Below are 7,903 nucleotides of genomic sequence, written 5' to 3' on the forward strand. Positions count from 1 at the left end.
TTATAGCTTATCTTATGCATGTTTTGAAAACGGCTTTTCCGGGACGGGCTCTATGCTATCCGAGGCAGCCCCGAGAAGCTCCGAAAGGCGGATCCGAACAGAACCGGGCAGTGCCGCAATCGCATCAAAGTGTAAACCCTCGTCAGGCCCCATCTCTGAGCGATGAGGAGTGAAGCGAACAACCCAATTATTCTTGTTCACTTCGTCATCTTTGCGTGCAGGCCATGTCTCAGATACCGTTAGTGGTAGGCCAGCGCCCGCGAGAAGGGCCAGCACGAATGTTACGCACGTCATCCCTTCGCCAAGCTCTCTGGGATACAAACCTCCTGTGCTAGGATTGAACCATGCACGTTCATCTGGGCTAAAGCCGTATGGAATTCTGCTGTGATTCTTTTGCACACGACGCAAGAAAGCTGTAACAGCGGGCAGACGTGCTTTGTCTACTTGAAGGCGAATGCACCATGCTTTCTCTCTGGGTTGTTCTGTAAGGAATTCCCAGTGTCCCATGAGGTGGAGCCAATGGACCATATCGCTTGACCCTCGGTAAACTACGCCAGCGTGCCAACAACCATATTTGGGTTCCCAGGTCAAGAAGATGCCAACCCATTGGTCTATTGGCCACGATGTGGGTGGCCACAAAAAACGCATCTCGTTCATCGTCTAAAGCCCCTGTAAAACCTTCGTGTCTTCCTTGCCTAAGGCACGTAAGCGGCTGGCCGTCGCTTTGCGCAAAGCCGCTCTGGAGGGTAATCGTTCGGCTGAGTCACGCGTGATTGTGAGGAGGCCAATTAAAGCAGAGACTGGGCTTCGCGAAGCCACCTCCGCAATCGCTGCAATCTCTTTATCGCAAGTCTCAAAGTCGCCTGATTCAATATATCCACCGAGAACCGCATACATCTCGTCCATCCCGTCGTCCTCAAAGCCTTGTTCCAGATTTCTCCAGACTGTGTGATACCACCTTGGTAATCTAAGAATCGTGTTTGCCAGAGTGCTTCGGGACTTCTTCATGTCGAGCTGAACCAGTTCCTGCTTGGTTTCAGTGAGGAGTGCGGCCATTTCATCGGAAGCAGTTGGGCGTTTCTTGTTGGAGCTTCGACCACGGTGTGTTGACACGACGGGAAGCAATGGCGATGCCGCACTTTCATACAGCGCGAAGAGATGTTCCACACGCTCCCTGCTGCTGTGGAATTTCTCTGAGCGATAGCACCGATCCACGGCGATATCTAACTCAGCGTGAGCGCGTGCCAGTTGTAAAGGCATGGTTAGGGGGTCGTACAGGTCAGCAAGCGTTCCTTCTCCATCGGGCGGCAAGTAGGGCTTGCGGGCGTCAAGCACCAATTGGGCTGCCGTCTCAACTGCAGTGCGTCGCTTCGGGTCGGTGGCACTCGGCCAAGGGAAGGTGTTGTAAACCATCGAACCAGAGTAGCGGTAGCGCGATTCGAGCCGCCCCCCGACTACGCGAAGCCAATCCATGTGCATCGCTGATGTGAGAACTCCGAATATAAACCGGTCGTTGGTTGGCACGAGAAAGTTTGTATTCGCAGAAACAATCTCGGGAGAAACAATCCCAATTGGTACGTAAGAGCGGCGCTCTGACGAGACTTCCGGTATCAGGATATACTCCGCTGTCTGAGGGTTAAGGTAAAAGAACTGCCATGGAGTTCGCGCTGCGGCTCGTGTTGGGCCAGCGGTACTGCGCTCGCGAAATACCCGAACTTTCTGCACACGCTCCATGATTTTTGGGAGTGCGCGCATTTCAGCGGGCGTAGCGCCAACGAGCCAGAGGCACCATCGCATATTTCCATTGATGAATTCTTCGGAGCCTGTAAACCGCCGCAAGAATCTTTCCGCGCCCGGCTCCTCGCGAAGTAACTCCGCTTTTTCTGTATCCGTCAGAATGAGGTATCCACCATCGGAAGGTTTATTGCCGCAGCGGATTTCCGGAACGTCCGCGAGTGGCTTCGTCCGCTTTGTTACAAATGAGTCTGAGCCTGGAGTCAGGTAAGGGCTGATGTTCGAAACTGAGGTAACGCTGGGACGAGTAGAGTCCGGCTCATAATCCACTATGGTCTTCCGGTCAGTGTCAAAAGCAGCAAACCCGATGATGACGACGTGAACGTGTGCAGCTCCGCGTGCCTCGCTCACCCAGGCAAATGTGCGGTGAGCGAAGTGAATTTTGATGTGAAACTGGCCGAAAAGCATGCCCCATACAATTGGTACCTGTTCGCCTTGCGTGATTGAGTTGGTCGAAACAAAGCCAACCTTGATTTTCGTTCCCTGGATGTATTCGGCTGCCTTACGGAACCAGCAGACCACGTAGTCGATGTCGCCGAGGTTCTTGAAATTACCAAACACTGTCCTCATGTCCGCCTTCTGTGCGTCGCTTTGGTAGTGCTTCCCGACGAACGGGGGATTGCCAAGTACATACGTACATTGCTCAGGAGCCAGCACTTTACGCCAGTCAAGGGTGAGTGCGTTTTTTTGAACTATGTGCGGGCTATTGCGTAATGGCAACCGCTCGAAGCTCTGACCAAAAACTTCAGAAACGCGTTGGTTCATTTGGTGGTCCATCAACCACATTGCCACCTCGGCGATGCGCTTGGGCCACTCTGAATACTCGATGCCGTAAAACTGATCCACGTCCACATGGATGGCCTGTCGGACGTCGAGGAATTGCTGACCAACGTGCAGTTCCTTAAGCAGTTCGAGTTCTAGCTGCCGCAGTTCGCGGTAGCTAAGGACAAGAAAGTTACCGCATCCGCAAGCTGGGTCCATGAGCCGCAATTTGCGAAGCTTTTTATGAAAGTCTTCGAGCCGCATTTTGCGGCGCGTCGAGCGATCGGCACGAATGGTTTCAAACTCTGACTTTAGCTCGTCGAGAAACAGCGCGTGCACGACCTTTAAGATGTCGCGCTCGGACGTATAGTGAGCCCCCTGTTGGCGGCGTTCCTTGTCGTCCATGATTCCTTGGAACAGACTCCCGAACACTGCTGGCGATACGCGCGCCCATTGAAATTCGCAGGCGGCCGCTAAGGCATCGCGCGTACGGCGTGTGAATGGGGGAAACGCAAGGCGGTCTTGGAACAGTTCGCCGTTGATGTAACGGAAGCCTGCGAAGGTGTCTCGAGCCGTGATGGGCCAGCGGTCTTCCGGTGTATTCAGAACATCAAAGAGTTCGTTCAAGCGAGCTCCAACGTCGGAACCATCTTCACGAGTCTGCTGGCGAATAAAGGTCTCAAATGTGGATGGCTCAAAAACCCCGGTGTCATCCGCGAACAAGCAGAACAACAGCCGCACAAGTAATCGTTCCAAGTCAGTGCCCATGAAACCTTGCGCTTCCAGTGTGTCGTGGAGTTCGCACATGAGGTCATAGGCTTTCTGGTTAGCCGGGTCTTCCGGGTTGAGGCGAATGGTCCTCTCGCCTTTGAGGAAGGCAAAATGCCGGGCGTAACGATGAAGTTCTGCTAGCGGAAAACTCGTCGCAGCGTAAGGTTTTCCCGCAAAAAGCGGTAAACCGTGGTCATCCTCTGGCTCTAAATCGTAAAGCGCAAAACGTGCAAAATCGGAAACGATGACGAAGCGAGGGATCTCATCGAACCGACATTCTCTCGCGAGGTCCTCAATGTAGGCGAACGCTTGGGACTCTGCCGCAGCGAGACTTTTACCCGCGCTTTTGTGTTCAACCAAAAGCATGCCGCGCCAGAGCAAGTCGATATAGTTGTAATCGCCATGCAAGTTTCTTACCGCCACTTCAAAGGAAGCGACTGTTCGCCGGTCCCGCCCAAAGACAGCGAAGAACTCATTCCAAAAGGTCTGCTTGCCCGCAGCCTCACTTGCTTCGGTCGCCCAACGACGCGAGAATGCTATGGCGCGGTCGCGAACTTCATTCCATGAAATGTTCTGCATCTGGAAAGGCTAATTGTTCTCGTCGTGTCTTGCGATTCCCAATTTTTCGGCCAAATGGCAGAAAACTTAGTGTCGCAGTAACGTTGAGGTATGTGTTGCGGTTGGCAGCGTAGAGGTCGGCATGGAGATTGAGCCGGAAAACACTTGAGCGCAGTAAGTCGTCCCCAGAGAGGAACCGCTTTCTTAACCTGGCTCGATGCCCTTCCGCTGTTGCTTTGTTCATCATTACCAAACGCCGTTAAGTCCAAAATTTCAACCATTTACGAGTGAAAATGCAGTGCCAGTTTACCAACTATGGCGGCGGATGAAACCAAAAAATCGAATCAGTTGGGTGTGAGCTAAGTCTTGAACCCAATTTGGTGACGTTTTAGTAATCAAAACGGATTGCGCTGTTGCCCTTTCGTTGGTAGTCTCCGCGCAAGCACATGGCTGATGCAATATCATTAACCGCTAATCAGAAGGTTGGGCAGGGGCGTTACACCCTGATACGAAAGTTGGGTCAGGGTGGCATGGGGTTGGTATGGCTGGCGCATGATGAACGATTGCACAAAGCCGCAGCCTTGAAATTCCTGCCGGCGTTAGTACAAGCCGATCCACAAGCATTGGAGGGGTTACGCCGGGAGACTGCCAACGCCCAAATGCTCACCCATCCCAATATTGTCCGCATTCACGATTTTCACGAGTTTGAAGGGGAAGCATCGTTTATTTCCATGGAGTACATTGAAGGCAAGACCTTGGATGTTTTGCGATGCGAGGATTTTAACGGGGTACTGACGTGGGAGCGGTTGAAGCCGTTGGTAAAACAGTTATGCGAGGCACTTCAATATGCGCATGAAATTGGCGTCATCCATCGTGATCTAAAGCCTGCGAACTTGATGGTGGATGCGAAGGGCAATTTGAAGCTGGCGGATTTTGGGATTGCCGCAGTGGTGAGTAATAGCATGAGCCGGATGACGGGCAAGGCGGGGACAAGCGGGACGGTGGCATACATGAGCCCACAGCAAATGCGAGGGAAGACGCCGCAAGTCAGTGATGATGTTTATGCGCTGGGGGCTACTCTTTATCATCTATTCACGAGCAGCCCGCCATTTTACCAAGGCGTGATCGAATACCAGGTGATGCATGAAGTGCCGGAGCAGATTTCCGAACGGTTGAAAGAGCTGGGTCGGGAAAATGAAGTGCCGTTGGGTGTATGTGCGGTAGTGATGGTTTGTTTGGAGAAAGAGGCAGGGAAAAGGCCGCCGAGTACTAAAGACGTTTGGGAACAATTGGAGAAGGCAGAGGGTGAAAGGCGGAGGGGTGAAGGAGAAACGCCAACTTTCGGTGAGTCGGCTCAGGCGAAGATTCAACCAGTATCTTCAACTATTCCGGCGAGTACGCTTGAGATCGTAGTGCCAGCCGCCAGGGAGGCACAGGATGCTGGGGCGGATGTATTATTTTACTGTAATAACTGCGGTCAGCAATTGTTGATTGATAAGGCGGGAGCAGGATTGTCAATTAAATGTCCTACCTGCCTTGCCGCAATTACGGTGCCAGCCAGTGCAGCAATAGAGGACAAAAAGAACCGCAAATCAAAGCGTTCATCAGTACTAAAGCGTAGGCTGATCGCTATGGGTGTCGTCTTGGTCTTGCTAGCATTTGGGGGATGGTATTGGCGAATGGATAAGATGGGGCAAGGAACCGTTCTGCAGTCTTTTGCGTCGACCATAAAGGAGCTGTTTAATACAACGCTGTCACCAAGCATTCCAGATGCCACCAAAGAGCATCCCTGGACCAATAGTCTCGGCATGCCGTTCGTTCCTGTGCCGGGAACCAAGGCTCTTTTTAGTATTTGGGAAACGCGGGTGAAAGACTTTGCGGCATTTGCCCAAGATCAGGCGAATAACGGGGGCTGGAGCTATCAAAGAGGGGTAGAACCTTTGATTATGAAAAGCGATGGCCACAAAAAACGTGGATGGGACTACGGGTGGGATAAGCCCGGTTTTGTACAAGGGGAAAATCATCCAGTGACTTGCGTTGACTGGAGTGATGCCAAGGCCTTTTGCCTGTGGCTGTCGAAGCGAGACCAAACGGCGGGCATTTTGGAAAGAAACCAGCATTACCGTTTGCCGACAAACAAGGAATACGGTGTAGCAGGAGGCTGGCTAACCAATGCTACAGGCAGGTCGCGTATACGTCCATGGGGTGACCAATGGCCACCACCGAAGGGAACGGTAAATTTTGCGGGTAGTGAAGCCAAGAACGATGATTGGCCGACTAATTTTGCTGTCATCGAAGGTTATCATGACGAGTTTGCCAGGACAGCGCCGGTGGGGAGTTTTAAGCCCAATCAATTTGGAATTTATGATCTGTATGGCAATGTTTCGGAATGGACCGAGAATTTATTTGATTTTGGCAAGCCACCAGGGGTGTTGAGTAATATGATTGTATCGTCTGTTGGTGGAGCGTGGAGTAGTGTCACCCGTATCTCTCTGGGCATAATCCCATTCGACACTCCTGTAGATCGGAGCGATGACCGTGGTTTTCGATTGGTATTGGTGGATGATTTGACGGAAAAAACGCGGAAATCCGAAGAAGCTGAGCAGAGGTCCAAAGAGGACGAGCCGGCCCTGTTCAAAGGGACACAGCCTCAAAGTAGTGACAGAAGCGCTAAAGAAAAGGGGGCAGCATTGCACAGCGCTAACTCTATTCCCACCCAAGTGGTTGAACTGACTCGTGTCGAAGTGCCAAGTGTGAAGCGCTATGTGTATCAGCATCCCTCCAAGCCAGTTCCGGGAGACCGCAAACAGGCGTTGGCATTCTTTGCCGTGGGGATCAAGGCGCATCGAGAAAAGCGATGGACAGAGGCGTTGCAAGGTTATGATTCTGCTGCTCAGTCTGATCCCGCATTGTATGAGGCACACTACAATGCCGGTTTGGTTGCACTCGAATTGGGTGATTTACCTCGGGCTTTTCGTGCGCTTGAAATAGCACTTGCGCTTAAAGCGGATGCGGCTGATGCTCGCGCCATCTTGGCTTCAGCCTTGCAGCAGAGTGGGTATTATGCGGATGCTGCCGAGGAATTGGAGCGCACTCTGCAGCTAAACCCTTCGGATACACGCGCACGTTTGCAGGTGGCTAATTTGTTCGCCCAACATTTGGGACGCCCAACCAAAGCGCGGGAACATTACACAGAATTGTTACGACAGGATCCGCAGCATCCACAAAACATGGCCATCCGACACTGGTTGCTGCAAAACCAACAAGTTAAATAGGTGCACGGAAATCCGCATAAATTATCAAGGTAAAAAAGGAATTTCACCAAGCTCAATATTTTATTTGTCACGGGTTGAATCAAAACCAGCCAGGCTGAGGTGGGCTTATTTACAGCATTTTTCTTTGGAGCGGCTAGCTGTTTCGCTGGGTGTTAACCGATTGAGGTGTTAAATCATCGCGTTCGTTTTCGTCTTTAGCCAGGCTTGCGGAGATTCCAACTTTTGCGCCCACTTGCGGAAAAATATTTTTCCGATGTTCATCAACTTTCCTCTGGATGACTCACTTTGCGTCCCAAATACATCCATAATTTCTCACTTTTATATTGTATTTTGTTTAATCTATGTTAACTTGTTTCTGTTGACCGATGCGGCGGTGTCGCATCCGGTTGGCCGGTGAAAAACACCCCGGTGGGGTGCCAGTAACCCCCGGTTTTACCGGGCCTTTCTCGGTGAGGGAGGGTTATCAATATATATACTATATACTAACTATTCAACTGTACTCCTGAATAACTGTTAAACGAATCCTTGGACGCTTGTGTCCCGGGATAACCCGGGAGCGGACCGGTTCCGTTCCCCAGAGAAAGGTCTGTCCGTTATGAAAGATCAGGAAACCATGGCGCGGTTCATCGCCCTGCGGGCGCAGGGACGCACGTTCGCCGCCATTGCCACCGAGTTAAACGTCTCCAAACCCACCCTTATATGTTCCCTGCGATGAATTTGATCACAAGCGTCATGATTGTCCG

At 51.8% G+C, this 7,903-nt stretch carries 2 protein-coding genes; one reads left to right on the plus strand and one right to left on the minus strand.

What is annotated here, in order from left to right:
• Window positions 1–660: 660 nt before the first annotated feature.
• Window positions 661–3,906, minus strand: coding sequence for a DNA methyltransferase (locus tag WCO56_27615; GenBank protein ID MEI7733370.1), 3,246 nt, complete (start codon window positions 3,904–3,906; stop codon window positions 661–663).
• Between the two features lie 425 nt (window positions 3,907–4,331).
• Here WCO56_27615 and WCO56_27620 point away from each other — a divergent pair, with 425 nt between their 5' ends.
• Window positions 4,332–7,160 (plus strand): protein kinase, encoded by a 2,829-nt coding sequence (locus WCO56_27620; protein MEI7733371.1) that lies wholly within the window; start codon window positions 4,332–4,334, stop codon window positions 7,158–7,160.
• Window positions 7,161–7,903: the final 743 nt, after the last annotated feature.

The sequence above is a fragment of the Verrucomicrobiota bacterium genome (assembly GCA_037139415.1).
GTDB lineage: Bacteria > Verrucomicrobiota > Verrucomicrobiia > Limisphaerales > Fontisphaeraceae > JBAXGN01.